This is a genomic window from Aliiruegeria lutimaris, from assembly GCF_900099935.1.
GTDB classification, from domain to species: Bacteria; Pseudomonadota; Alphaproteobacteria; order Rhodobacterales; family Rhodobacteraceae; genus Tropicimonas; species Tropicimonas lutimaris.
The window spans coordinates 1-25,538 of sequence record NZ_FNEK01000076.1 but is presented as its reverse complement, the minus strand read 5'-3'; the positions used below and the strand labels follow the sequence as shown (position 1 = coordinate 25,538).

The window sequence follows — 25,538 nt, the reverse complement described above, 5'->3', positions numbered from 1 at the left end:
GGTGCTGACATGATCCATCCTCCCAAACAGGATGAATCACAGATCAGGCTTCAACGGAATCCCAACGATTCAGGTTTTTGGCGGTACGCTTTAGGCCAGTGAAAAATCCTCGCCGGTTGCACCAGTCGAGCGCAGAAAGGTCGCCAGCCCCACCAATGTGGCCGCAAGCGCGGCGAAGGTCAGGAGCGGTTCGGCTGCCGCGATCCGGCGCTCGCAGGCCAGCGCGAACAGCCCCGCCACGAGGTCGTCCATCGACACGTAGACCATCAGCGCAAGGCTCAGCGCCTGGATGAGCGGATCGGGGAAGTAATGTCCCAAGAACCGGTTCGCGGCCCAAAGCGTCAGGGCCACGATTGAGGGGGCCAGCACCAGCAATTGCCAGCTCACCACGTCGATGCCGAGCCAGACAGCCAGCAGGAAGAGCCACTTGTAGGGGGCTGGCGTCACTGCCCCGAAATTGGCGGCAATCGGATCGTTTCGGAACAGCTCTAGGTCGGCCATCGCCCGCAGCCAGACGACGAAATGGCGACCGTCATCCTCGGTGATCGCCCAAGGGTCCGTCAGCGCCTCGGGCAGCACTTGCGACACCATCGCCACGAGCACCAGCGGGAAGATTGCCAGCGGCGGCAGGGTCGATGCCGAAAGCCACCGCATCAACCCTGCGCGCGCGCAAATGGGCGCGGATCTGCCCGGCATAACGCGGCACCAGCGGCAGCCCCAAAAGGCCGGGCACGAGGTAACGCAGCCAGAACAGCACACCGAGTGCCGCCGCTGTCTCGCCGCCGATAGTGCCGCCGAAAAGCGTCACGATGGCCGCATCGCGGGTGCCGACACCGGCAAAGGTAAGCGGGACCAGCCCGGCGACGATGGCAATCGGGATCATGGCCAACACCTGCCCCCAGAAACCCGCATCCCCCGAAACGCCCAGCGCCGTCATCATCATCGCGATCTGCACTAGGTGCCCCGCCCAGAGCAGCGCGGTCATGCCGACGACCGTTGCCAGCCCGCCCGGACGCGCCCGCAACCGCCGCACCATCGCCCCCCAGGCATCGGCGAATTTCACGCCGCGCACACCCATGCGGGCGGCAAGGAAGGCGATGGCACCCGGCACGAGCGCGACGGCAAGCCCCGCGCCTCCGGCAAGCGCAAGGAATGCCGTCAGGACTGGCGCGCAGCCGAGAAAACCGCTCGCAAGGGCGGCCACGACGAAGAGCATGACGAGGTCCATCAGCTTTTCCCAGGCGCCCAACGAAAGCGCCGCGGGCATCTCCCCTGCCCCGGCACCGGCCATCGAGGCGGCCTTGAGCAGGTCGCCCAGCTTGCCCGGAAGCACCATGTTGAGCGTGTTGGCCACAAAGGTCGCCTCCAGCGCGCGGCGTGGCGGAAGGAAGAAATCGGTGACACGGGCCAGCGCGATCAGGCGCAGCGCCGAGATCCCGACCAGCCCGACCAGCCACAGAAGCGACAGCGCCAGCAGGCCCGGATCGGTCTGTTTCAGCGCGGCCCAGATCGCGCCCCGGTCCAGCATGGCCCAGACAATCGACAGGATCGCCAGGCTGACAGCGATGGAAATCAGACGCTTCATGACGCGGCCGGGAGGTTTGCACTTTGCTCAAGCCGCAGCCCGTCGCCCGGCTGGATCTCGGCGCTCAGATCTTCCCACGGCTGAAGCTGCGGCGGGTGATAGACGCGGCTCATCACCGTGTAGATCGAGGTCTGGGCCGGGCCGATGCCGGCCTCGACGAGATCGTCGAGGCCGTGAATGCAGTCCTGAACCTCCAGCCCCGCCTCCGACAGCGCGAAACGCCGCTCGAACCGCAAGGCCGTGCTGTCCTTGCCGGTGATCAGCAGCCGTTGCAGGGCCTGCCGGACGAGATCCGGGTTGAGCCGACCAATCGTCAGCATGAGCACCCGCAGGATCACGTTCTTCACCGGTGTCATCTGGCTCGCCTTGGAACGCCCCATCGTGCCGGAGAGCGTCAAGCCTTGCCCGTCAACGACCATCTCGGGCGCGTCGGTCCACAGGTGGCAGACCAGCGTGCGGGTCTTCCTGCCGGATTTCACCCGCAGCGAAACCCCGGTATCGGCGCGCTTCAGAGCGTGGCCAACGTATTAACGATAGCTGCCGCCCTTCTTGGTCGCGACCAGCAGGGTCGATGCCCCCGCACGCCGGATAGAGAGGCCCGCCTCGGGCAACGCACCGGCGGCTTTGGGACGTGTCGCACACCAGCCGATCGCCGCTTTCAGGCAGGACCAGCTGTGATGGGCGAGAATGTGGTCGTCGTCATATTCCGGTGCCGGGTCCATCGCAGCGACGGCGCTGTCGTTCACCGTCAGCGCCACCGGGTGCCAGGCGCCGCAGACCTCCATCCCGTGCGGGAAGTAGTTGTTGGTGTTGCGGCTGGTCCACTCGCCGCCGAGCCAACCATCGGGCGGCTGGATGCCGGCGAGGAAGTCGATTGCCTTGCCGATGGCCGGGCGCAGACCCTGGTCCGGGCGCAGCGCGTCGATCTCGGCCATATTGGCGATGGTCAGCGTCAGGTAGCCGGGATCGGCCCCCTGGTATTCGAAAAACCAGCCTTCGTCCGATTGCCACGACAGCAGCCGCTCCACGCGGCGCTCGGCCATCCCGGCAAAGTCCTGATCGCCACTGAGTACGGCCAGCCGGAGCAGGCCATTGGCAATCAGCGCCTCGTGGTTCGACAACCTGCCGCTCTCCTGGTGCTTGCCAAGCCAATCGCCGCGCAGCTTCAGGAAGGGCAGGAAAGGTACGGGGTCCAGCCCGGTCAGGCGCAGCGCCTCAAGCATCGCGTATTGCGAAAACGCCGCAGCACCGGCTGCCTTTTCGAACGGGTAGTAATCATCGCAGGACCCGTCCTTGTGCGCGCTCAGCGCGGCATAGGCGATGCCGGCGCGGATCCACTCCCGGATGGTCTCGTTCTGGTGGAACGGGTTGCCCTCGAAGGGATGCGCATGGGCCAGCGCCAGCGGCAACACGAATTCCTGCGCCATTCCGGAGGGGAAATCGGTAATGCGCAAGTGCCAGAAGTTGCGGTCGAAGCAGCCGTAGGTCGGACTGTGCGGAACCCGGTCCTGATGGGTCAGGATTTTCGCCAGACTCTGAGCACCAAGACGGTAAAGTCGGGCACGCATCTCGCTCATTTCTCACAACTCTCGAGTTCTTCGGGACGTTTGGCAGTCTGGTAGGTCACCTGCGCCATGACTTTTCCTTCGAGCACAACCTTGCGGCGCTGGTTCAGGCGCAGCTCTTCGAGGATGCGCCGGTTCACCGCCTGCAATTCGCCGATGATCCCAAGCCCAACGATCAGGAAGCCAAGGCCAGCGAGGATCCCTGCGAGGATCAGGCTCGGTGTGTAGGTCCGGGCGGGATCGCCAAAACCGACCATCAGCAGGTACCGCATACCGAGCAACAAGGTGCCCGCGAGCAGCACGCTACCGGCGATCAGGTAGGCCCGAAACGGCGCGTACACGACAAAGACTCGCATCATGTCCATGCTGGAAGTCATCACGTATTTGCGGGTGGAGCCAATCAGGGGCGACTCCCGCGTCGGCGGGTTGGTGTCGATATCGACCACGCCACCCGCAGCCCGCTGCGACCGGCCTGAATGAGGGTCTCCAGCGTGTAGGTGTATTCCGACAGGGTGTTGAGGCGTAGCGCCGTCTCGCGGCTGATCGCGCGGAAGCCGGAGGTGGCATCGGTCACCTCGGTATGGCTGAGCAAACGCACCATGCGCGAGCCGAAGCGCTGCAGCCGTTTCTTGAGCGGCGAGAAATGCTCGATATCCTCGATCGGGCGCGCACCAACCACCATGTCGGCCTTGCCGTCGAGGATCGGTTGCACCAGAGCGGGAATGCCCGTGGCCTTGTACTGGTTGTCGGCATCGGTGTTGACGATCACGTCGGCACCGAGATTCATCGCGACGGCAAGCCCGGTCATGTAGGCGCGCGCGAGGCCACGGTTGATCCTGTGGCGCACAACGTGATCGGCGCCGCCGGCAAAGGCTTCCGCGACGCTGCGATCGGTCGAGCCGTCATCGACGACGAGCACGATGACGTCTCCCAACTCCCGCGTCGCTTCACGAATGCCGGTGATCGTGCCCGCGATCGTCGCTTCCTCGTTCAGACAGGGGATTTAAATGACAATACGCAAGATTTTCGTGAACTTTCCATGGAGAATGGATCTGCGGTGTTGGCCGGAAGAATCGCCCCTTTGCATGACGCGCGTCAAGCCCGCGGGCAACGATACGCCCATTGGCCGGCCACGTCCCGGAGAGCGAACGCGACGCCGCGTTCAGTCCAGCGGAAGGGTCAATGGCAACTCCAGCAATTTCTCCAGTGGCAAGGGCGGCGAGAAAAAGTACCCCTGACCGAGCTGGCACCCTGCCTGCCGCAGCATGTCGACCTGTGCCGGCGTTTCAACCCCTTCGGCGATGGCCACGGCGTCCAACCGGCTGGCAAAGCCGAGAAGGGACTCGCACAGCGCCCTTGCGCGCGCACTCTCCGGGCCGCCGGTGACGAATTCCCGGTCGATCTTCAGGAAGTCGAAATCGTGGTTGAGATAGTAACGAAGCGAGGTATGGCCAGCGCCGAAATCGTCCAGCGCGATCTGAACACCGGCGGCGCGGAACGCCTGCAAGCGCGTTATCGTCGCCGGGTTGGGGTCCAGCATCGCGCTTTCCGTGATTTCGAAAACCAGCCCGCCGCCCTGCCCCAGCGCCCGCAGGCTTTCCTCCCACGCCTCGAAACGGGACGCATCGCCGCTGGCCAGTTGTAGCGGAGACACGTTCAGGCTCACTTGGAAATCCGATCCGAAACGCGCCTGCATCGACGGCAGGTCATTGATGCACTGGTGAAAGACTCAATCCCCGATCCGGTCGATCACGCGTGCCTCCTCGGCATGGGGAATGAACCGGTCCGGGCCCAGCAGGCCGAGCTCTGGATGTTGGCAACGCACCAGCGCCTCGACCTTGGCAAGGCGGCCGTCCCGGAGCGCGACCACGGGCTGGTAGAGCAGCCGGAACTCGCCCCGGCAGAGCCCCTGCTCGATCTCGTCCACGAGGCGTACCCGGTCATGCGCGCGCCGTCCGATCTCGGGCGTGTAGCTCACGACCCGGTTGCCGCCGCCGGACTTGGCCACGTAAAGCGCCTGGTCCGCCGCCCGGACCAAGCCGGCCGCATCCGCCGCGTGATCGGGGCTACAAGCAACCGCGATCGATGCGCTCAGCTGCATTGTCCCGCCCTGGAATTCGAAGGGGCGGGACAGCTCGGCTCGAAGCCGGGGAACGAGGTCCTGCGCGCGTTCCACCGCGTCAGCCCCCTGCAGCACCACGCTGAATTCCTCGCCGGAATGGCGCGCCAGCCGGTCGCCCGCCTCGATACAGCCCTGCAGTCGCCCGGTCAGCTGCAACAGGATCTGGTCACCTCTATCATCGCCATACCGGTCATTGGCCTGTTTGAATTGGTCGATATCGAGACTGACCAACGCGACCGGCGTCCCGGCCGCCTCTGCCAATGCGACGTCGATTTTCCGGATCAGGCCAATCCGGTTGGTCAGCCCGGTCAGGTGATCCGTCTCCGCCTGTTGGCTGAGCTGCCTGTTTACCCGCAGCAATTCACTGCGATTGCGGATCAGGACCACGAAACCTGCCAGCTGCTCGGTGGCATCGTGCAGGGCGTTCACAGTCGCCCATGTGAAAATGGGTTCGCCGTCCCGGTGGCGGAACTTCATCTCGCCACTCCAGAGCGGACCGGAAACGGGAGAAATCGCCGCACCACCTTCGACGATCTCCATCACGACCGTCCGCGCCGCCCCCAACAGGAAGGTGCCCAGGTTCTCTCCGGACACTTGCAGCAACGCGAAGCCCGTGTCCTTTTCGAAGGCCGGGTTGACCCATTGGATCGTTCCCGCCCTGTCGCAACGGATCATGCCCTCCGAGCTGTTGCGAAGAACGGCCGTGTTCAGGTTGCGCATCCGTCCGGCCTCGGCACGGTCGGATATATCCGTGAAACTCACCCGGACCAGCCGCCGGCCGGGACCCGGCAGCCGCGCAAGCGTCATCTCGCAGGGAAACTCCCGCCCTTTGGCATCCCGCAGGGCCCATTCGAAGCGCGGAACCTCGCCCTCGAGGGCTTCCGACAGGAAAGCCTCGACCACCGCTATGGACAGGCGTGCATCCGATCGTCGCGCGGAAGCGAAGTCACACAGCCCCGCCCTCCCGATCAGCCTCTCCGCCGGTGTGGCCAGCAGACGCTCGGCCGCCGGATTGGCGACGGTAAAATGCCCTGCCTCCATGTCCTGCACCACGATCCCTTCGGGGGCGTGTTGCACGAGGGTTTCAAGCGTCTCCTTCTGGCGCGCGAGCGCGGCGTTGACCGTTTGCCAATGCTGGCGCGAGCGCTCGACGAGATGGATGCAAAACATCGAGAGCGCTGCCAGGCAGACCGCCAGCAGCAACCAGTTCAACGGATCCGCGTTCAGCGCCGTCAGGTCCAGGCGCGGTTCGATCAACACGAACCGGAAGGCCCCTGCAATCAGGGTAAAAAACAGGAACTGGACCAACAACAGGATTTGCGCGACCCGCTTCCTGACAAAGATCGCGGTCAGGATATTCGCTGCGACAAAGGCGAGAACACCCGGCGCGGCCAATCCGAACTGCACCATCCCCGTAACGGACAGAAGCATGAACCCGGCGATGCATATGGCCTGCCATCCGAACCTCATGCCAGCGCCGCCTGTCACGCAAGCCAGCATCATCCCTATGCTTGTCACAAGTTGCAGCAGGCGAATTGGTGTCGGGCCATATTGAACTACCCGCGTGAGAGTAACGACAGAGATCACCCCGAGCAGCATTCCAACCAGCGGCGCCGCCGGTTTGAATAGTTCGCCAAAAGTCTCTCGGGAGGCAATCGCGGCACGCAATCCGGACCGATCATGCTTGTCCAAGCGCATCATGACTGGCGGCCTCCCTGCCAGCCATGCAGGTTTCCTCTCCATCCCGAATTTCGCCCCATCTCGCCGAATGGATCACCAAAACAGGAGGCTCGTGGCACGATCTAGCTCCGCCTGCTTCGGCAGGAACTGGATTTGTCCGCCCCTTTGGGGCGCCGAACCATGTCACGTCTTGAAAACCGGGAGGTCAAACGTCGAGGGCCTTGTCAGAACTGCAGCACCAACTCGCGGGTAATGCCGAGGCGGATGCGGAACTGATCTTCGCTTCCCATCTCGGTAATCGGAGAATCCGCGGCGCTGTTGAGAAGCCGGTCCGCACGGACAGACGCCTCAAGCCCCCACAAGTCATTGAACCGATAGCGCGCCTTGGCTTCGAACCCGGCGCCGAGCAGGCCACCATCGGCGTTGTAGGATGCCAGTCCACTATCGGCGGACTCGCTGTCGCTGACGCCGAAATAGGTATTGGCGAACTTGTCATCGCCAAAGACCATCCGCGGTCCGAGCCGGAACTCCCAACGCTCATTGGGGAAGACGATGGCATCTGCACCAAGCTCGCCGACAAACCCGTTATGCCCGATCGCGCCGTAACGCACATCGCCGAATGCTTCGAAGTTCTTCTGGCGATAGACGAGCCCGACACCGAGTTCCAGCGACGGATCGATGTCTTCTAGACCTTCCAGTTCGTCGAAGTCGTCAGCGCTCCGCTTACCGATGAAGCGCAGCGATCCGCGAACGCCGACGGCACGCGGAACGCCGGTTCCATTCGGATCCCCGTACTCGCCGAGGCCTTTTAGCCGAGCGTAGTCGAAATGCAGTGCGAAATCGGGCGATGCCACCATCTCGTCGGAGCCGAAATAGGCCGGGCGCGCCTGAACGCCGGCCCGGATATCGTAGCGCAGAATGACATTCTTGGTGGGATCGATGCGCAGTGCGACCGGCGTCGTGTCCTGGACCGCCGTGGCAAGCTCTGAAGACGCAGGATCGTCCAGCGCAGATTCCTGCGCAATTGCCCCATTGGTCAGGGAAAGGGCCGCTATTGCGGCAATGGCACAAGTCACAAAGGATTTCACGACGTTTCCCCGAATCGGCTGATGGCGATGGCAGCAAACCTGACATTAGCTTGCGCGCCGAACGTTTCAAGTAACCGTGGAATTTGGAGTCGGTGCCGTCGTTTCATTGTCACAAACAATTCGTCAAATCTACTTCTCCTGAATTTCCTCCAGGTAGCGCGCGATGGCGATCACGGGCGGGCTGGCCTCGATCTCCCCGTCGTCCGAGGGAACAAGCACCAGATCGTCACCCTCGAAAAACGCACCGTAGATCGGCATTGGGCTTCCATGTGCCACCACTATCTCACGCCCGTCGATTCGCCGGATGACGCGGGAAAATGGGAAAAGGCCACCATTGGCCGCGGAGAGTTCCGTCAGTTTCGTCGGCGCAACCGAGATGATCCTTGCAGTCGGGCCGTCCCCGCCACCTGTGCCGCCGTGGCAAGTCGCGCAATAGCGTTGGAACAGTGCCTTTCCCGCCTGCGCATCCATGGCGTGCACATTTGCAGGCAGCAGAAGCGCCGACAACAGGACCGCGATTCTTGCCGACATCACGTATGCCTCCTATCGCTGTTGCGTTTCCAGCCAGCGCACGACCGAGAGGATCGGCGCCGTGGTCGAAACCGGAGATCCGTCCCATCCGTCGATCACAACCGATTGGCCTGTCAGCAGGCCGCCAAACATCGGCATCGGCCCGCCATGCGCCGCCAACCCGTCCTGCCCGTCGATCAAACGTACCATGCGGGCAGCATCGAACATTCCGTCCTGACGGCTGGCAAACAGGGTGAGGTCTGGCACCGGAACACTCAATAGCGCCGCCGTCGGCCCGTCGCCCCGCGCTCCCAATCCGTGGCAGCCGGCACAGGCCTCCTGAAAGACTCGCTCCCCCTCTTCCAGCGTTTCATCCGCATTCGCAGCGGCGGGAAGCAGCCAGAGCAAGGTACATATCGACCAAACCACCGGTTTCATAAGCATCTCCCTCTTGGCGGAAGCTTCGCGGATATCCGGCGGCCTGTCCATGATCTGGGTCATAGCTCGAATTGCCCTACCAATGCCGTTGCCCGCGACATTCACCTACGGACGGCAACGGGGGCTTAGCCCCCCGCGCTCTTACGAGCGCTCCCCCCAGGATATTTTTTGGAAAGATGATATGGGCACAGTCGTCATTCTTCTTTCCTGAAAATACCTCCGCCGGAGGTGCGATCCACAGGATCGTTCACGCGCGCAGTGCGCTATCGGATGGCTACTCCCTCCAGCAGGCAGACATTCCAGTTGCAAACAATTGGTCAGCTCTGCGTTACAAGCCGACCCGTATCCAGCCGCACGACACGGTCCATCCGCCCGGCGAGCTCGAAATTATGCGTGGCAATCAGCGCTCCCATCCCGGTATCGCGGACCAGTGCCATCAACGCGGCAAAGACGGTCTCGGAGGTGGCCGGGTCGAGATTTCCCGTAGGCTCGTCGGCCAGCAGAAGTCGCGGCTGATTGGCCAGCGCCCGGCAAAAAGCCACCCGTTGTTGCTCGCCGCCAGACAGCTGCGCCGGACGATGCGTCATCCGCTCGGACAGGCCGACCGAGCCAAGCAATGCCGCGGCCCGCTCCTCGGCCGCGCCGCGCGCCACGCCATTGGCCAGCTGCGGCAGAACGATATTTTCTGCCGCGCTGAATTCCGGCAGCAGGTGATGAAACTGGTAGACGAAACCGACCTCGCGCCGTCGCGCGATCGTCCGCGCCTGGTCGCCCTTGCCTGTCATCTGCTGGCCGTTCAGCAACACCGCGCCTGAATCGGGTGTGTCCAGAAGCCCGGCAATATGCAGAAGCGTCGACTTGCCTGCCCCCGAGGGCGCGACGAGCGCCACCACCTCGCCTGCGGCCACCGACAGGTCGCAATACTCCAGCACATTGACCGCCCCCGGCTGGCCCGGGTTGTAGCACTTGGCAATGCCCTGAAGTTCCAGAACCGGGTCACTCATAGCGCAATGCCTCCACCGGGTTCATCCTTGCCGCCCGCCGCGCCGGGAAGATGGTCACGCCGAAGGACAGGCCCAGCGACAGCACCACGGCCGAGAGGACATCGGCCAGTTCCAGCTTCGCCGGCAACGCATAGATGCCGCGGATCGACGGATCCCAGACACCGCCGCCGGAGACGTAATTCACGAAGGAAAAGATCGGGTCGATATAGATCGCAAAAAGGCAGCCGAGGATCACGCCCGCAACCGTGCCCACCGTGCCGACGGAAGCCCCGCAGATGAAGAAAACCCGCATGACCGAGCCCTCGGTCAGCCCCATCGTGCGCAGGATGCCGATATCGCGCCCCTTGTTCTTCACCAGCATGATCAGGCCGGAGATGATGTTCATTGCCGCGATCAGCACCAGGATCGACAGGATCACGAACATCACGTTGTCCTCGACCTCCAGCGCACGCAGGAAGGCACCCGACGCATCGCGCCAGGTCCAGAGCAGCACCCGCTCGCCCCCCGCCCGCAGCAGCGGCAGGGTCATCTGTTCCACCGCGTCGGGATTGGCCACCATCACTTCCAGTTCGTCGGCCACGCCCTCGCGGTTGAAATAGACCTGCGCCTCGGCAAAGGGCAGGTAGGCGCGGGTGCGGTCGATATCATAGCGGCCGGCCTGGAAGATATAGACGACTTCGTAAATATTCACCCGCGGCGAGGTGCCAAAGGGTGTCTTGGCGCCATCGGGCGAGATCAGCTTGATACGGTCGCCCACGGAAGCGTTGAGCTGCTGAGCAACGCCCCAGCCGATGGCGATCCCCTCCTCGAAGCGGGCGATATCGCCAAGGCTTTGCTCCGGCTCGGCAATGCGCGGAATCGTGGCAAGGTCCTCGGCGGAGATGCCAAAGACCTCGGCCCCCGCATTGCGACCGCGATAGCTCGCCATGACCTGCCCCTTGACCAGGGGCGCCACGCGGGTGACGCCGGGCACCTCCCGCAAGCGGTCGGCCATGGCATCGTAATCGTCGATCACCCGATTGGACTGCCCCGTTTCCGTCACGGTGACGGAATTATAGACCGTCACATGCGCATTCGCGCCGAGGATCGTGTCCACGAACTCCGCCCGGAAACCGGATCGCACGGCCAGTGTCGCCACGAGGGCGAAAACCGCGAGCGTGATACCGACAAGGCTTATCCATGTCATGACCGACACGCCGCCCTCGGCGCGCCGCGCACGCAGGTAGCGCCAGGCGATCATCCATTCGAAACCGGCAAAGGGGGGTGGGCTTTTCGCCAATTATCTGCTCCCGCATTTTCCCGTCTGCATGACCGGGAAAGGCGGGAGCGTCAACAGCCCGACGCTGCGCGACCGCGGGAGGCTTGCCCCGGAGAGGCGTCCGATGTCATCTCGTGGAAACGAGCCAAAGCGGAGCGGTTCCGAATATGATCAGCAATATCGCGATTTTCGACCTTTCGACTGGCACGGCCACCAGCTTTCTGCGCAGCGACCGCCACCTAGAGGCCCCGAACTGGATGCCGGGAGACGATCAACTGTTGGTGAATTCCGATGGGCGACTTTTTCGGTTGCCCCTCGAAGCCCCACGCTTGGAGCCAATCGATACCGGCTTCGCGAGACGGATAAACAACGACCATGGCCTCTCGCCCGATGGCCGCCTGATCGCGATCACCGACAAGACGGAAACCGGCAAGGCCTGTATCTATACTCTTCCGTCCGCCGGTGGCACACCGAAGCGAGTCAGCGAGAATACTCCCTCCTATTTCCACGGCTGGTCACCGGATGGCGGGACGATCACCTATCCCGCCTTCCGGCATGGTTATGACGATGGCGCGGATATCTATATCTGCCCTGCAGATGGCGGGCCGGAGCGGCGGCTGACCTTCGGCTTCGACACCTGCGACGGGCCGGATCATACGCCTGACGGGGCGTGGATCTGGTTCAATGGCGAGAAGAACGGCGCAGTCGATCTCTGGCGCATCCGGCTGGACGGGAGCGGGTTGGAGCAGATGACCTTTGACACCCGCGTCAACTGGTTCCCACATCCCTCTCCCGACGGGGCACATGTGCTCTACATGAGCTACGAACCCGGCACCGAGGGCCACCCACCCAACCGCGACGTGGACCTGCGGCTGATGCCTGCGGAAGGTGGCGAGGCCCGGATCCTGCTAAGGCTTTTCGGCGGACAGGGCACGCTCAACAGCCCCTGCTGGGCCTCGGACGGACGGCGGTTCGCGTTCGTAAGCTACGAGGTCTGAAGGTCGGCTCCCCGAGAGGAGCCGACCTTGGAACGTTTTACGCGCCCCCCGGTTCTGGGGGGGCGAGCTTTTTCGGCACTTAAGCAAGAAGATCCCTGGTTTCGGCCCAGGCCATTTTCTCCAAGACGCCCGCAAGGGTCTTCCAATTCACCATTCCGGCTTTTGTCCTTGACAAGCGTCAACGCCAGTCCGCGCCGAAAATGGTAAGCCGCCCATGGGGAGGTCTTTGCGGCGGATCACAAGAGGAACGGCGCAGAGGTTCTCCGAAGACCAGACAAAGCCACGAAGAAAAGGAGTGACGAATGTCTGATTCCACTGTCACCAACTATTATTCCGTGCGCGAAGTCGTTGCGGTCTTTCACGATGCCGAGAAGCTCGAAGCAGCCGCGGAAGATCTCGTGCAGGCCGGCTTTCCGCAAAGTCGGCTAAACGTTATCGGGGACCAGGACTCAATCGCGAAACGGCTCGGTCACCACTTCGAGCCGGTCGAGGTGATGGAGGACGATCCGCGGGTTCCGCAGCGCGCGTTTGCCTTCAAGTCCGACCGGTTCACGGCTGAAACCGCCGTGTTCGGGCTACCCCTGTATATAGGGGCAATGGGCGGAGCGCTGATGGTCGTGGCCAGCGGCGGCGCCTTGGCGACAGTGCTGCTGGCAGCGGCAGCCGGCGGGGCTGTCGGCGGTGGTCTCGGAAGCGTGCTGGCCCGGGCGATCGGAAAGACGCATGCTGACCAGTTGGAGGCACACCTGCGTGGAGGCGGGATCCTGTTTTGGGTAGCCGTCGGTGATGACGAAGAGGAAAGGCTGGCCATCGAGATATTGAAACGGGCCGGCGGCGATGACGTTCATGCCCACGAAATCGAGCGCAACTTCGGCGAGGAGGAAAGCGTGTTCAAACACCGCAATCCCGATCCTTTCCTCAGCTGAACATGGCGAGGAGAACGAGGTTTCCCTTTTGTACGGACGATTTGCCGGCAACGGTTGCGCTCCGTTCCGGTCATGTGCCGGTAGACCTCGTCTCGGCGGGCATATGACGAGATGCCGTCAATAATGCCTGTCTTGGCAATCGAAGCGGTCATCCGTGGCTATTGCCCGGATGTCCACAAGATCGTCAAAGCGGCACTCCGTTCCGGATCAGTGCCCGGCATATATCTCCGCGACACGCGCGACTGCCAGTTCCGGCGTCAGCTCCTCGCTCTCGCCGGTACGACGGGAGGTAAGCTCGACAACACCGTTCTTGAGCCCGCGCGGTCCCACGGTGATCCGCCAGGGCAGGCCGATCAGGTCCATCGTGGCGAACTTGCCGCCCGCGCGTTCGTTGCGGTCGTCATAGAGCGGCTCCAGCCCCTTGGCGGTGAGCGCCTTGTAGAGATCCTCGCAGGCACCGTCGGCAGCCGCGTCACCCTGCTTGAGGTTGACGATGCCCACATGAAAAGGCGTGACCCCCTCGGGCCAGATGATGCCGTTCTCGTCATGGTTGGCCTCGATCAGCGCGCCGAGCAGGCGGGAGACGCCGATTCCGTGCGAGCCCATATGGACCGGCACCTTGTTGCCTTCGGCATCGGTGACGGTCGCGCCCATCGGCTCGGAATACTTGGTACCGAAATAGAAGATCTGGCCGACCTCGATGCCACGCGCCTCGCGCCGGCGCTCTTCGGGCACCTGCGCCTCGAACGCGGCCTGATCATGCGTGTCGTCGGTGCGAGCGTAGCGGGACGTGAACTCCTCCAGCACACCCTGGCACTGTTCCACGTTGTCGTAATCGACTTCACGGTCGCCGAATTTCAGGTCGGTGATCTCGCTGTCATAGAAGACACCGCTCTCGCCGGTCTCGGCCAGCACGAGGAATTCATGCGTGTTGTCGCCGCCGATCGGGCCGCTCTCGGCGCGCATCGGGATCGCCTGCAGTCCCATGCGCTCATACGTGCGCAAGTAGCTCACCAGGTGACGGTTATAGGCGTGCAGCGCGTCTTCCTTGGTCAGGTCGAAATTGTAGCCGTCCTTCATCAGGAACTCCCGACCCCGCATGACGCCGAAACGCGGACGGATCTCGTCGCGGAACTTCCACTGGATCTGGTAGATCGTCAGCGGCAGGTCCTTGTAGGACTTCACATAGCTGCGGAAGGTGTCGGTGAACATCTCCTCGGCGGTTGGCGAGAAGAGCATGTCGCGGCCATGGCGATCCTGCATGCGCAGCATCTCCTCGCCATAGCCGTCATAGCGGCCGGACTCGCGCCACAGCTCTGCCGATTGCAGCGTCGGCATCAACACCGGGATGTGGCCGGCGCGGATCTGCTCCTCGTGGACGATGTTCTCGATCTTACGCAGCATCTTGAAGCCGAGCGGCAGCCAGGCATAGATCCCGGCGCTCATCTGCTTGATCATGCCGGCCCGCAGCATGAGGCGGTGGCTGACGATCTGGGCCTCCGCGGGCGTCTCCTTGAGAACGGGAAGGAAGTAGCGGCTCAGGCGCATGGGGCGATTCCTCTTTGTCTTTGTCGTCTCCGTTACGCAAAGGGCGGGGGGTTTTCCACCCCCCGCACCCCCCGGAGGATATTTTTGGTCAGAAGAAGCTGGGCCGCAGGCACAGAAGACGCACCAATGGGCCCGGGGCAGGTGTCGCGCAAGCGGCGGCGAGCGTCGGCGGCAATCGCCTTCGTGGCTTGCAAAAGCGTTGAGGCTGGGCGAAACCGGGCTGAAAGGATGTTTCATGGCCCTGCCGGTACAGTCACAAGTTAAGATCTGGAGCACCGTCGCGATTGTTTTTTTCGCGGTACTCTGGGTGTTGGGCGACGTCATCATGCCCTTTATTCTCGGCGCCGCGATTGCCTATCTTCTGGACCCGTTCGCGGACTGGTTCGAGGCAAGGGGAATGTCGCGCCCACTTGGCGTCTCGATCATCGCACTGGCGAGCGTGTTCCTCTTCGTCATGATGGTCCTGCTGGTGATTCCGACATTGATCGACCAGACCATGGCGCTCTTCGCCTCGCTGCCGGAACTGGCAAACAATCTCCAGAACTTCCTGACGGAACGTTTCCCGTCCCTGGTGGACAGTGAATCCACGATCCGCCAATCGCTGGCATCGCTGGGCAAGGTCGTTTCCTCCAAGGGGGCCGAACTTCTCAACGGCGCCATGGCATCGGTATCGAGCATTGTGGGCATCCTGACGCTGCTCGTGATCGCCCCTGTCGTGGCCTTCTACCTGTTGCTGGACTGGGACCGGCTGGTTGCGCGCGTCGACGAATTGCTGCCGCGCGATCACGCGCCGACGATCCGCCAGCTGGCCGGAGAGATCGACCTGACGCTTGCCGGTTTCCTGCGTGGCCAGGGGACGGTCTGCCTTTTGCTGGGCATCTACTATTGCGTGGGCCTGTTCGCCGTCGGGCTCGATTTCGGGCTGGTGGTCGGTGCGTTCGCGGGGCTTCTGACATTCATTCCCTATATCGGCGCGCTGCTTGGCGGGGCGCTGGCCATCGGGCTTGCCCTGTTCCAGTTCTGGGGTGAATGGACCATGATCGCCATCGTGGCCGGGATCTTCTTTTCCGGCCAGGTGCTGGAAGGCAATGTGCTGACCCCCAAGCTCGTCGGCGGCTCGGTGGGCCTGCATCCAGTCTGGCTGCTGCTGGCGCTGTCCGTATTCGGCTCGCTCTTCGGATTTGTCGGGATGCTGGTCGCGGTTCCTGTTTCCGCGGTGATGGGAGTCATCGTGCGCTTCCTGACCGAAAAATACCTCGACGGGAAACTCTACCGAGGGAAATCCGGCGAGGTTTCGGCGCAGGATCTCGAGGGGTTGTAATGTCAGAGCAGCTCAACCTAGACCTGCCCGTGCGTTCGGCCACCGGGCGGGAAAACTTCTTCCTGTCACCGGGCAACGCGATTGCCGTGGCTGAAATCGATCGCTGGCGGGACTGGCCAGCGGGAAAGCTGGCCCTGATCGGGCCCGAAGGCTCTGGCAAGACGCATCTCACCCATGTCTGGGCGAGCGACGCGGACGCCGAGATCCTGCCGGCGCGCGATGTCGTCGACTGGGAGCCCCGCCCCGGCAATTTCGCCATCGAGGACGTGCCCGAGATCGCCGGCGATGCGGAGGCGGAACGCGCCCTTTTCCACCTGCACAATTTCGTCCTGGCCGAGGGCGGGCGCTTGCTTGTCAGCGGAATCCAGCCGCCTGCCCTCTGGCCGATCGCACTGCCGGACCTGACCAGCCGCATGCGCGGCACGCCGTCGGTCCGGCTCGAGCCGCCCGATGACCTGCTGCTGCAGGCATTGCTCTACAAGCTCTTCAACGATCGCCAGATTACCCCGCAGTCGCGCCTCGTTCCCTGGCTGGTGAAGCGGATGGACCGTTCCTTTGCCGAGGCCGGGCGGATCGTTGCCGAGCTCGATTCCCGCGCGCTTGCGACGGGGCGTCCCATCGGCCCGAAACTTGCAGCGGAACTGTTGGAAGAAGACATGGATCGGGGATAAACTCGGGCGGCTTCGCCATTATCCTGACTCCTTTCTTCCACCCCGACAACCCACCCAGAAGGTTCCATGACAAACGCCAATTTCCTCACAGCTCCCTTCGCCACGCCCATCGAAATTCCTGCCGCGCAGGTCAGCGGTCCGAAACGGTTCTTCAACCGGGAACTGAGCTGGCTCGCCTTCAACTGGCGGGTATTGGAGGAAGCGACGAATCCGCGGGTGCCGCTGCTGGAGCGGGTGCGGTTCGTCTCCATCTCCGCGACGAACCTAGACGAATTCTATACCGTCCGCGTGGCTGGCCTTCGGGAGCTTGCCCGGGAGGGGCACTCCTCGCCGGCCGCAGATGGCCTGACACCGCTCGAACAGCTTGAAGAGATCGACGAGAATGCCCGGGGCCTGCTCCAGGCACAGCAGACGGCCTGGAACAAGCTCAAGAAGGAAATGGAAGCCGAAGGCATCGAGCTTCTGACCCGCTCGCGCCTGAACCGCGCGGACAAGCTCCACCTGGAAACGCATTTCCTGTCGCAGGTCTTCCCGGTTCTGTCGCCGCTTGCCATCGACCCGGCCCACCCCTTCCCGTTCATTCCCAATACCGGCTTCTGCCTTGCGCTCCAGCTCAACCGGGAGAGTGACGGCGTTTCCAGGCAGGCACTGCTGCCGATCCCGGCTCAGGTCGACCGCTTTATCCGCCTGCCCTCCGAGGACCGCTCGCACCGGTTCCTGCCGCTGGAAGACCTGCTGATCCTGCATCTCGGCTCGCTCTTCCCCGGCTACCGGCTCGAAGGGCATTGCGCCTTCCGCGTGCTTCGGGACAGCGACCTCGAAGTCGAGGAGGAGGCCGAGGACCTGGTGCGGGAGTTCGAAGTCGCGCTGAAACGCCGTCGGCGGGGCGACGTGATCCGCTTGAAGATGACCGCCGGCGCACCGGAAGCGCTGCGCGCGACAATCATGGAGGAACTGGCCGTTTCGGGCGACGAGGTTGTCGAGGTCAGGGGCCTGCTGGGCCTTGCCGATCTCAAGGAACTGGTGCTCGATGACCGCCCGGACCTGCTCTGGCCCTCTTTCACGCCTCGGGTACCCGAGCGGGTTCAAGACCATGACGGCGACATGTTCGAGGCGATCAAGCAGAAGGACATGTTGCTGCATCACCCCTACGAGACATTCGACATGGTGGTGCGTTTCCTGCAACAGGCGGCCCGTGACCCCAACGTGCTGGCGATCAAGCAGACGCTTTACCGGACGTCCAAGAAATCGCCCATCGTCGAGGCGCTCTGCGAGGCGGCCGAAGACGGAAAATCCGTTACTGCGCTGGTCGAGCTCAAGGCCCGCTTCGACGAGGCAGCCAATATCCGGCAGTCGCGCAAGCTCGAACGCGCAGGCGCGCATGTCGTCTACGGGTTCACCAACTACAAGACACATGCCAAGATCAGCACTGTCGTGCGCCGCGAGGGTGACCGGCTGGTAACCTATACCCATTACGGTACCGGCAATTACCACCCGATCACCGCCAAGATCTACACCGACCTGAGCTTCTTCACATGTGACGACGCGCTCGGACGCGATGCGACCAAGGTGTTCAATTACCTGACGGGTTATGCGCAGCCGGAAGTTCTGGAAAACCTGGCGATCTCACCGCACTCGCTCAAGCCGAAGCTGATCGAGATGATCGGCAGGGAGGCGGAACTGGCGCGGGCGGGCAAACCCGCCGAGATCTGGGCCAAGATGAACTCGCTGATCGACTCGGAAGTGATCGACGCGCTTTACGAAGCCAGCCAGGCAGGGGTGAAGATCAGCCTCGTTATTCGCGGCATCTGCGGCTTGCGCCCCGGCATCAAGGGGCTTTCTGAGAATATCCGGGTAAAATCCATCGTCGGACGGTTCCTCGAGCACTCCCGGATCGTCTGTTTCGGCAATGGCGCCGGGTTGCCATCGAAACGCTGCAAGGTCTATTTCTCATCGGCCGACTGGATGGGCCGAAACCTCAACCGCCGGGTGGAAACGCTGGTCGAAGTCGAAAACCCGACCGTGAAGGCACAGATCGTGAGTCAGATCATGGCTGCCAACATGGCCGACGAAGCGCAAAGCTGGGTTTTGAACCCCGACGGCACCTTCGAGCGCTACCCCCTGCCCGACGGCGAGTCCGGCTTCAACTGCCACCGTTTCTTCATGGAGAACCCCTCGCTTTCCGGCCGCGGCACGGCCGGGGCCGCGGATGTGCCGGAACTGACACATAGCAAGGACTGAGGCAGACCGGCAGATCGCCCCGCGCGTGGTGGAGACTGCCACCTGCGAACGGCCGCCCTCGAAACAATCGGGACCAAAAAGGTTGAGACCTGAATAAACCGGAAGACCGGGGCCGAAACAGAACCAGTTGCGGTTGCCATGAGGGGGCTTTGCCCCCGCGCTCTGACGAGCGCTCCCCCAGGATATTTGACGAAAGAGGAAATCCCAAAAGGCTGAAGCCATGCGAACCCGGAAAGTGCTGGGTATTTGCTTCTTTAATCATCTTTCCTCAAATATCCCTGCCGGAGGCACGGTCCGCAGGATCGTTTACGCGCGCGAAGCGCGCGCGCCCCGAATGGCAGCCGGACCCTAGGAACGAAACAACTCGTCACGCTTCCTACGAAAACGCTCTGCTTTCTGCCTCTACACATTGACCTTCGCCGCTTCGCATGAGCACAGTCAAACCACTTGCAGACGGAGGTCGACATGGACGACGGGATACCCGAGGCGCATAGCGATTGGGGCCCCTTCGGAAGACCGATTTTCGAAGACCCGGCCGCGCACGCCCTTTCGCGGGTCGGCGTGATCGACATCGGCTCCAACTCGGTTCGTCTGGTCGTGTTCGACGGGGCCGCGCGAAGCCCCGCATATTTTTTCAACGAAAAGGTCATGGCCGGGCTCGGCGCTGGAATGGACCAAACCGGGCGCCTTAATCCGAAGGGGCGCGAACGGGCCCTGATGGCAATACGGCGTTTCACGACGCTCGCGCGCGGCATGGGCATTCCGCCGTTGACCGCCGTGGCCACGGCCGCGGTACGCGTGGCGGAGGATGGAGACGAATTTCGCCGAGAAGTCGAGCGCGAAACCGGTCAGACCATCCACGTGATCGACGGCGAGGAGGAGGCGCGACTCTCCGCACAGGGCGTGCTGCTCGGCTGGCCTGATGCCGAAGGGCTGGCCTGTGACATCGGCGGCTCCTCGATGGAGCTTGCACGCATCGAAGGCGGTCGTGTCTGGGAGAGGGCGACCACGCCGCTCGGCCCGCTGCGGCTCGAAACCATGAAGGGCGGGCGCAAGCGGCGGGACAGGGAAATCTGCCAGGTGCTCGATGAGCTGGCAGAGAAGATCGTGCATCACGAGCGGCTCTATCTTGTCGGCGGCTCCTGGCGGGCCATCGCGCGGCTCGACATGGTCCGGCGCGAATACCCGCTGTCGGTCTTGCACGATTACCGGATGACGCCGAAATCCGTGCGCGCCACGCTGGACTGGATCGCCCAGCAGGAGCTGGAGCCCCTGCGCCAGCGGGCCGGGCTATCGATGGCACGGATCTCGCTGGTGCCGATGGCCGGCGAAGTGCTGCGCCGCCTGATCTCGAAATTCGGCATCCGCGAGATCGTGACCTCCGGCTACGGAATCCGCGAAGGCCTTCTCTACGAGCAGATGCCACAGCGCATACGCTGCCGCGACCCGCTGATCGAGGCGGCGCGCCACTCACAGGACAGCTCGGCGCGCATTCCGGGTTTTGGCCGGATCCTGCACGAGTTCATTTCGCCGCTCTTCCGGCGCCCCACGGGCAACCCACGGTGGATCCAGGCAGCCTGCCTTCTGCACGATGTCAGCTGGCGTGCCCATCCGGACTATCGAGCCGAGGTCTGTTTCGACAGCGCCACGCGCGGCAACCTCGCCGGGATCGATCATCCGGGGCGCGTCTATCTCGGCCTCTCTCTGGCACATCGCTATCGCAATGCGCGACCCGGCGACCGTTTCGAACCGCTGCTGGCACTGCTGAACGAAAAACAGGTGAAGGAGGCCGAGATCCTCGGCAAGGCCATGCGTTTCGGCGCGATGTTCTCCTTTGCCAATCCCGAGGGCATGGGAAAGTTCAACTATCGTCCCAAGAAGCGTACGCTGGAACTGCGGCTGCCGCCGGAATCCGTCGCGCTCTACGGCGAAGTCGCCGATGCCCGCCTCACCTCGCTTGCACGCGCGATGGATGTCGAAAAGATCGTTACGCTCACCAAGGGGCACCGTTCTGTCCGCAAGCTGACTTAAGCGCGACAGATGGGCCGCGCCCCGGCCCCTTATCCCTGAAACTCGAAGAAGCCCGGTCCTGCCCGCTCCAGAAGCCGTTCGGCCAGTTCGCGCCCTAACGCTTCACCTTGCGCGACAGGTGCCCTGGCCGAATCCACCAGGCATTCGCTTCCATCCGGACGCAGGATCTCACCACGCAGCCAGATCTCGTTCCCTTCCAGAAGGGCAAGCCCGGCAATGGGTGTCTCGCAAGATCCGTCCAGAGCAGCGAGGAAAGCCCGCTCCGCGGCGAGGCGCTTGCCCGTCGGCACATGGTGGATCGCCTCCAGCATCCGCTTGGTGCGCGCGTCCTGCGCACGCCGCTCGATGCCGATCGCGCCCTGGGCCACGGCGGGCAGCATCTCCTCCGCCTCGATCGCAACACGGGGAATATCCAGACCCAGCCGGTTCAGACCGGCACAGGCCAGGAAGGTCGCTTCGGCCACGCCTTCGGCCAGCTTGCGCATGCGCGTCTGCACGTTGCCACGGAATTCCACCACCTTCAGGTCGGGTCGACGATGCAGCAATTGTGCCTTGCGCCGCAACGAGGACGTACCGACAACCGCGCCCTGGCGGAGTTCGAAGAACGGCTTTCCGCCCACCGTCACGAATGCGTCCCGCACATCCTCGCGCGGCAGGTAGCAATCCAGCAGCAGCCCCTCGGGCTGTTCCACCGGCATGTCCTTCATCGAGTGCACGGCGATGTCGATGGAGCTATCCAGGAGCGCTTCCTCGATCTCCTTTGTGAAGAGCCCCTTGTTGCCGATCTCCTTGAGTGGGCGGTCGGCATCGATCAGCGCACGGTCATCGCCCGTGGTCTTGATGACCACGATTTCGAAAGCCTCGGCCGGCAGATCGAAGGCGGCACCGAGGCGGGCGCGCGTCTCATGCGCCTGTGCCAGCGCCAGCGGCGAACCACGGGTTCCGATCTTGAGGGGCGAAGCGGGAGTGGGCAGCGATTGGTTCATGAGATCCGTCCATAATTGCCGCCTCGCGGCCTGACAACACCCCACCTGCTTGACTTCCGGTCGCTGAGGCCGCACCCAACGGGACGAGTTGCGGGGAGGAAACCAATGACCAAGAAATTGCTCAGGGCGCTGGCGGGGGAAACGCAGGCGGTGCCGCCGATCTGGATGATGCGTCAGGCAGGCCGCTACTTGCCGGAATATCGCGCAACCCGTGCGCAGGCCGGCGATTTCCTGTCGCTGTGCTACAACTCCGAGCTGGCCGCCGAGGTGACGCTGCAACCGATCCGCCGTTATGGTTTCGACGCCGCTATTCTGTTCGCCGATATCCTGCTGATCCCCGAGGCGCTCGGTGCGGATCTTTGGTTTGTCACCGGCGAAGGGCCGCGGCTGTCGACGATCACTGAGCAAGCTGATTTCGAAAAGCTCAAGGGCAAGGACGATATTCACGACCATCTTGCACCGATCTACGAGACGGTGCGGATCCTCTCCCGCGAGTTGCCCTCCGAGACGGCGCTGATCGGCTTTGCCGGGGCGCCCTGGACCGTGGCCACCTACATGATCGCCGGGCGCGGCACGCCGGACCAGGGGCCGGCCCATGCGCTCAAGGACGCAAACCGGCCGCTTTTCGAGGCGCTGCTGGATCGGCTGACCGAGGCGACCATCGAATACCTCTCGATGCAGGTGCAGGCCGGCGCCGAAACGGTGAAGCTTTTCGACAGCTGGGCTGGCTCGCTCAAGGGCGCGGATTTCGACAAATACGCGCTCGAACCCGCCAAACGGATCGTCGCCGAACTGAAAGCGCGCCATCCCGACCTGCCGATCATCGCCTTCCCCCGCGAGGCGGGCGAGAAATACGTGGGCTTTGCCAAGGCGACCGGCGCCGATTGCGTGGCGCTGGACAATTCCGTCTCCCCCGAATGGGCCGCGGAACACGTGCAGGTCGATGGCTGCGTGCAAGGCAACCTCGCCTCCTCGCACATGGTCACCGGCGGTCAGGCGCTGATCGACGAGACCCGCCACATCGTCGAGACCTTCTCCAAGGGCCCGCATATCTTCAATCTCGGCCACGGCATCACGCCCGATGCCGACCCGGAGAATGTCGCGTTGATGATCGAGACCGTGCGCAGCCACGCCGCCGGCTGAGGCGGGCGCGCCCATGCTGTTCTCGCACCTCACGCTTGCGCTGACGATCCTCGCCACGGCGGCCATGGCGGCATCCGCCGCCGTGCAAGCGGTGCGCCAGGAATTCGACCTCTACGGCGCGACCGTCCTGGCCTTCGCCACGGCACTCGGCGGCGGCACCGTGCGCGACATGCTGCTGGGCCGCACGCCCGTCTTCTGGATCACGGACCAGACCTATATCGCCACGGCAATCCCGGTGGCCGTGCTGTGTTTTTTCCTGGCGGATCGGATGGAAGCGGGGGGTGGGCGGCGCCTTCGGCTACTGATGTATCTCGACGCGATGGGTCTGGCGCTGTTCACACTGATCGGGACCAGCATCGCGCTAATGGAAGACACCTCCGCGATCATCGCCATCCTGATCGGCTGCATCACCGGCACGGTCGGCGGCATGATCCGCGACCTTCTGAGCAATATCACCCCGGTGATCCTGAAGAAGGACCTTTACGCCACGATCTCGCTGGCCGGTGGCGCCGTCTTCATCCTGTTGCAGCGGGTCGGACCGGAATGGGTGGCCATTCTCGTGGCCTTCGTCTTCATGCTCGCAACCCGCTGTATCGTCATCCTGCGCAGCGCCTGAGCCGCCTCAGATCCACTTCGCCAGTGGCGGCAGGGACATCAGCACCGCTTCCGGGTCATGCCCCGTGGCCAGGCCGAACTTGGTGCCCCGGTCATAGACAAGGTTGTATTCGGCATAGAGGCCACGATGGACGAGTTGCGCCTCCTTGTCCGCCGTATTCCAGCGCGTGTTGCGACGCTTTTCCGTGATCGGCAGGAAGGCCGGCAGAAACGCCTCGCCAACCGCCTTGGTGAAAGCGAAATCCGCCTCCCAGTTGCCGGTGTTCAGATCGTCATAGAAGATACCGCCAACGCCGCGCGCCCGGCCGCGATGCGGAACAAAGAAATACTCGTCCGCCCAGGCCTTGAACCGATCATAGTAATCGGCGCCATGCCCGTCGCATGCCTGTTTCAGCACCGAATGGAAGGCCGCTGTATCCTCGTCATATTCAATGCAGGGGTTGAGATCGGCGCCACCGCCGAACCACCACGCCTCCGGCGTCCAGAACATGCGGGTATTCATGTGCACGGCCGGCGTGTGCGGGTTCTGCATATGCGCCACAAGGCTGATGCCCGAGGCCCAGAAACGCGGGTTCTCGGCAATTCCCGGCACACCGCGCGCCGCCATCGCCTTCTGCGCCGCCTCGCCCAGCGTGCCATGGACGGTGGAGACATTCACTCCGACCTTTTCGAACACACGCCCGCCGCGCATGACGCTCATCAACCCGCCGCCTGCATCGCCACCATCGGCAGCCTCACGCTTTGTCTCGCGCAGCTCGAAACGCCCAGCGGGGCTTTCGGCAAACGGACCATCGAGCTGGCTGTCCTCAAGCTGTTCGAATGCCGCCACGATCCTGTCCCGCAGCGTGCGAAACCACTCTGAGGCGCGCGTTTTTTCTGCCTGCATTGGCTGGGTCATCTGTTTCTCCCCCGACGAATGCCAAGCGCTAGCAGATTTGCAAAAATACGGCCAGCCCTCGAATGGCGCGATGGCAATTGGCGGCGAAAGGTTTGCGCGCTAACCTGCCGTTATGAAAAGGATGATTCCCCTGATCGCCCTGCTGGCCCTGGCGGGATGCGCCACACCGAGGGAGAGTTGCCTCTCCACCGCCCAGCGGGAGCTTGCCACAATCGACAAGCTCATCGCCGAAACCCAGGCCAACCTGGCGCGCGGCTACGCGCTGCAAAGAGAGTATTACACCACGTCCCGGGTCACCATGTGTGCCGGAAGTCGTCGAAACAGCCTGGCGTGGAACTATTGCACGGTCCCCGAAACCCGAGTCCGCGAAGAGCCCGTCGCCATCGACCGCGCGACCGAAGAACGCAAGCTGCGCGAACTGAAACAGACGCGCAAGCAAGCGGAAGCCGAGGCGCAACAGAAGATCGCCTATTGCGAGGCAAAATTCCCGCTGAAGTGATCGAGATATCTGTACATGAGCGAACGATCCTGCGGATCGTGCCTCCGGCGGAAGTATTTGGAGAAAGATGAAACCGCGCGGTCTAGAGCGTGTCGCGGCCTATCTGATTCAGGCTTCCCAGATTGGTTGTGATGTGATTCCCTTCTGTTGAGGCAGATATAGGGGTCTCAGATATGCAAACCACATCCAATAGAGCTACGCGAGCGCGTCGTCGCTTTTGTCGATGAAGGTCACGGGCACCGCGAGGCGGCGCGGCACTTCCGGGTTTCGCCGAGATTTGTGAACGATCTGATCAAGCTGCGGCGGGAAACCGGATCACTGACACCACGACCGCAAGGTAACGGAGGTGGTCACCGCAAACTGGCCGGCGTGACCGGCTGGATTGAGGCGCGCATCGCCGACAAGGGAGAG

The 25,538-nt window shown here is 63.2% G+C and carries 24 protein-coding genes and 1 pseudogene; 10 read left to right on the top strand and 15 right to left on the bottom strand.

Going from position 1 to position 25,538, the window contains the following annotated elements:
- Positions 1–90: 90 nt before the first annotated feature.
- From BLR85_RS23370 to BLR85_RS23315, 12 genes and pseudogenes are all read right to left on the bottom strand, one after another.
- Positions 91–591, bottom strand: coding sequence for a hypothetical protein (locus tag BLR85_RS23370; RefSeq protein ID WP_093163148.1), 501 nt, complete (start codon positions 589–591; stop codon positions 91–93).
- A complete protein-coding gene (locus tag BLR85_RS23365; RefSeq protein ID WP_093163145.1) occupies positions 533–1,585 on the bottom strand; it encodes a lysylphosphatidylglycerol synthase transmembrane domain-containing protein in 1,053 nt (350 codons plus the stop codon). Before BLR85_RS23365 ends, BLR85_RS23370 begins: the two co-directional genes overlap by 59 nt.
- On the bottom strand, positions 1,582–2,064 hold the full coding sequence (locus tag BLR85_RS23360) for a hypothetical protein (protein ID WP_093163142.1): 483 nt from the start codon (positions 2,062–2,064) through the stop codon (positions 1,582–1,584). The genes BLR85_RS23365 and BLR85_RS23360 overlap by 4 nt, the downstream gene beginning before the upstream one ends.
- A 48-nt stretch (positions 2,065–2,112) precedes the next feature.
- Positions 2,113–3,162, bottom strand: coding sequence for a hypothetical protein (locus BLR85_RS23355; protein WP_093163139.1), 1,050 nt, complete (start codon positions 3,160–3,162; stop codon positions 2,113–2,115).
- The gene (locus BLR85_RS29640; protein WP_212635142.1) at positions 3,159–3,596 is read right to left on the bottom strand and encodes a hypothetical protein; all 438 of its coding nucleotides are present in this window, start codon (positions 3,594–3,596) and stop codon (positions 3,159–3,161) included. Before BLR85_RS29640 ends, BLR85_RS23355 begins: the two co-directional genes overlap by 4 nt.
- On the bottom strand, positions 3,551–4,144 hold the full coding sequence (locus tag BLR85_RS29635; RefSeq protein ID WP_280138526.1) for a glycosyltransferase family 2 protein: 594 nt from the start codon (positions 4,142–4,144) through the stop codon (positions 3,551–3,553). Before BLR85_RS29635 ends, BLR85_RS29640 begins: the two co-directional genes overlap by 46 nt.
- Positions 4,145–4,312: 168 nt before the next feature.
- Positions 4,313–6,442, bottom strand: a pseudogene (locus BLR85_RS30000) (putative bifunctional diguanylate cyclase/phosphodiesterase).
- 734 nt (positions 6,443–7,176) lie between these two features.
- Positions 7,177–8,040: a MipA/OmpV family protein gene (locus tag BLR85_RS23335; protein ID WP_093163131.1), complete on the bottom strand. Its 864-nt coding sequence runs from the start codon at positions 8,038–8,040 to the stop codon at positions 7,177–7,179.
- 129 nt (positions 8,041–8,169) lie between these two features.
- A complete protein-coding gene (locus BLR85_RS23330) occupies positions 8,170–8,571 on the bottom strand; it encodes a c-type cytochrome (RefSeq protein ID WP_093163129.1) in 402 nt (133 codons plus the stop codon).
- A gap of 12 nt (positions 8,572–8,583) precedes the next feature.
- A complete protein-coding gene (locus BLR85_RS23325) occupies positions 8,584–8,988 on the bottom strand; it encodes a c-type cytochrome (protein WP_170844721.1) in 405 nt (134 codons plus the stop codon).
- Positions 8,989–9,305: 317 nt separating this feature from the next.
- Positions 9,306–9,992, bottom strand: a complete 687-nt coding sequence (locus BLR85_RS23320) for an ABC transporter ATP-binding protein (RefSeq protein ID WP_093163125.1) — start codon at positions 9,990–9,992, stop codon at positions 9,306–9,308.
- On the bottom strand, positions 9,985–11,271 hold the full coding sequence (locus tag BLR85_RS23315; protein WP_093163123.1) for a lipoprotein-releasing ABC transporter permease subunit: 1,287 nt from the start codon (positions 11,269–11,271) through the stop codon (positions 9,985–9,987). Before BLR85_RS23315 ends, BLR85_RS23320 begins: the two co-directional genes overlap by 8 nt.
- A 146-nt stretch (positions 11,272–11,417) precedes the next feature.
- Here BLR85_RS23315 and BLR85_RS23310 point away from each other — a divergent pair, with 146 nt between their 5' ends.
- The gene (locus tag BLR85_RS23310) at positions 11,418–12,248 is read left to right on the top strand and encodes a TolB family protein (RefSeq protein WP_093163120.1); all 831 of its coding nucleotides are present in this window, start codon (positions 11,418–11,420) and stop codon (positions 12,246–12,248) included.
- 302 nt (positions 12,249–12,550) lie between these two features.
- Complete coding sequence (locus tag BLR85_RS23305; RefSeq protein ID WP_093163118.1) at positions 12,551–13,174, top strand: hypothetical protein; 624 nt, start codon at positions 12,551–12,553, stop codon at positions 13,172–13,174.
- Between the two features lie 207 nt (positions 13,175–13,381).
- Here the strand turns inward: BLR85_RS23305 and proS are convergent, their stop codons facing one another.
- Positions 13,382–14,722 carry a proline--tRNA ligase gene (gene proS / locus BLR85_RS23300; RefSeq protein WP_093163116.1) on the bottom strand — a complete coding sequence of 447 codons (1,341 nt, stop codon included), beginning with the start codon at positions 14,720–14,722 and terminating at the stop codon, positions 13,382–13,384.
- A gap of 235 nt (positions 14,723–14,957) precedes the next feature.
- Here proS and BLR85_RS23295 point away from each other — a divergent pair, with 235 nt between their 5' ends.
- The 4 genes from BLR85_RS23295 (at position 14,958) to BLR85_RS23280 (ending at position 20,986) form a co-directional block, all read left to right on the top strand.
- The gene (locus tag BLR85_RS23295; RefSeq protein ID WP_093163114.1) at positions 14,958–16,043 is read left to right on the top strand and encodes an AI-2E family transporter; all 1,086 of its coding nucleotides are present in this window, start codon (positions 14,958–14,960) and stop codon (positions 16,041–16,043) included.
- Positions 16,043–16,714, top strand: coding sequence for a P-loop NTPase family protein (locus BLR85_RS23290; RefSeq protein WP_093163112.1), 672 nt, complete (start codon positions 16,043–16,045; stop codon positions 16,712–16,714). The genes BLR85_RS23295 and BLR85_RS23290 overlap by 1 nt, the downstream gene beginning before the upstream one ends.
- A 66-nt stretch (positions 16,715–16,780) precedes the next feature.
- The gene (locus BLR85_RS23285) at positions 16,781–18,955 is read left to right on the top strand and encodes an RNA degradosome polyphosphate kinase (RefSeq protein ID WP_093163110.1); all 2,175 of its coding nucleotides are present in this window, start codon (positions 16,781–16,783) and stop codon (positions 18,953–18,955) included.
- Positions 18,956–19,420: 465 nt separating this feature from the next.
- Entirely contained in the window at positions 19,421–20,986 is a 1,566-nt protein-coding gene (locus tag BLR85_RS23280) for a Ppx/GppA family phosphatase (protein ID WP_093163108.1), read from the top strand.
- Positions 20,987–21,015: 29 nt separating this feature from the next.
- On the opposite strand, the gene hemC is transcribed toward BLR85_RS23280, so the two are convergent.
- Positions 21,016–21,972, bottom strand: coding sequence for a hydroxymethylbilane synthase (hemC, locus tag BLR85_RS23275; protein ID WP_093163106.1), 957 nt, complete (start codon positions 21,970–21,972; stop codon positions 21,016–21,018).
- A gap of 105 nt (positions 21,973–22,077) precedes the next feature.
- On the opposite strand from hemC, the gene hemE reads away from it, so the two are divergent.
- Together hemE and BLR85_RS23265 are read left to right on the top strand one after the other, a co-directional pair.
- A complete protein-coding gene (hemE, locus tag BLR85_RS23270) occupies positions 22,078–23,115 on the top strand; it encodes a uroporphyrinogen decarboxylase (RefSeq protein ID WP_093163104.1) in 1,038 nt (345 codons plus the stop codon).
- Positions 23,116–23,128: 13 nt separating this feature from the next.
- Positions 23,129–23,731: a trimeric intracellular cation channel family protein gene (locus BLR85_RS23265; RefSeq protein WP_093163102.1), complete on the top strand. Its 603-nt coding sequence runs from the start codon at positions 23,129–23,131 to the stop codon at positions 23,729–23,731.
- Positions 23,732–23,737: 6 nt separating this feature from the next.
- Here the strand turns inward: BLR85_RS23265 and hemF are convergent, their stop codons facing one another.
- Positions 23,738–24,628 (bottom strand): oxygen-dependent coproporphyrinogen oxidase, encoded by an 891-nt coding sequence (gene hemF / locus BLR85_RS23260; RefSeq protein WP_093163100.1) that lies wholly within the window; start codon positions 24,626–24,628, stop codon positions 23,738–23,740.
- Positions 24,629–24,749: 121 nt separating this feature from the next.
- Here hemF and BLR85_RS23255 point away from each other — a divergent pair, with 121 nt between their 5' ends.
- Together BLR85_RS23255 and BLR85_RS30575 are read left to right on the top strand one after the other, a co-directional pair.
- The gene (locus BLR85_RS23255; RefSeq protein WP_093163098.1) at positions 24,750–25,127 is read left to right on the top strand and encodes a hypothetical protein; all 378 of its coding nucleotides are present in this window, start codon (positions 24,750–24,752) and stop codon (positions 25,125–25,127) included.
- Between the two features lie 171 nt (positions 25,128–25,298).
- The coding region (locus BLR85_RS30575; RefSeq protein WP_212635143.1) for a helix-turn-helix domain-containing protein at positions 25,299–25,538 on the top strand (240 nt) is incomplete at its 3' end.